Origin of the sequence: Escherichia sp. HH41S (assembly GCF_009820115.1) — a bacterium.
Classification (GTDB): Bacteria; Pseudomonadota; Gammaproteobacteria; order Enterobacterales; family Enterobacteriaceae; genus Escherichia; species Escherichia coli_F.
The window spans coordinates 1-724 of the sequence record NZ_VNXE01000122.1 but is presented as its reverse complement, the minus strand read 5'-3'; the positions used below and the strand labels follow the sequence as shown (position 1 = coordinate 724).

At 56.4% G+C, this 724-nt stretch carries 2 protein-coding genes; both read right to left on the bottom strand.

Annotated features, from left to right (window positions below):
- On the bottom strand, positions 1–456 hold a 456-nt coding region (locus FQZ95_RS24175; RefSeq protein ID WP_202384201.1), incomplete at its 3' end, for a prophage tail fiber N-terminal domain-containing protein.
- 64 nt (positions 457–520) lie between these two features.
- The coding region (locus tag FQZ95_RS24170) for an Ail/Lom family outer membrane beta-barrel protein (RefSeq protein WP_000308645.1) at positions 521–724 on the bottom strand (204 nt) is incomplete at its 5' end.

Sequence of the window (724 nt, the reverse complement as noted above, 5' to 3'; positions counted from 1 at the left end):
TGCTGAGCCTGCAGCATCAGTCGCATGGGTTGCCGCCTCACGGGCTGATGTGCCGGCATCGCTGGCTGACTTCTTCGCGGCTGCCGTGTTCTGTGCCACCGCGGACGCGTTACGCGCCACCTCTTCCACCATCAGTTCAAAACGGCGCAGTGCCTCAGGACGGGCATCATCCTCCGTCATGGCACCGAGAAAATCATTCAGCGTACCGGGTCGGGAATCTTCATACACGGTGATGGTCCCGGCATGTGACGGCGGGAATCCCTCCACCAACAGAATAACGCTGTACTGCCCGTACTCAACGTCCATGCTGTAACGCCCGGCTTCATCCGGATTTTCTGAGGCCAGCGTGTTCACTACCACCGTGGTGCTGTTACGTTTTGCTTTCAGCTGGATTGTGCAGTTCTGTACCGGTTTTCCTGTGCCGTCTTTCAGTACACCTGAAATCTTTACTGCCATATTCACCCCACAAAAAAGCCCGCCTGAACCGGCGGGCTGTCATAACACTGTGTTACCTGGCTAATCAGAATTTATAACCGACACCCACGATGAAACCGTCAGTGCGCCAGTCACCACTGCCGGAGCCTTCATAAGCAATATCAATGGCCACGGATTCGGTCGGGTTAAACTGCACGCCAGCTCCCCACGCCAGAGACGTGTTGCTGTGGCGACCGTCATCACTTCCGGTCAGCACGTCGTGCGTTTTCCCCTTGTTGTCAGTTACGCG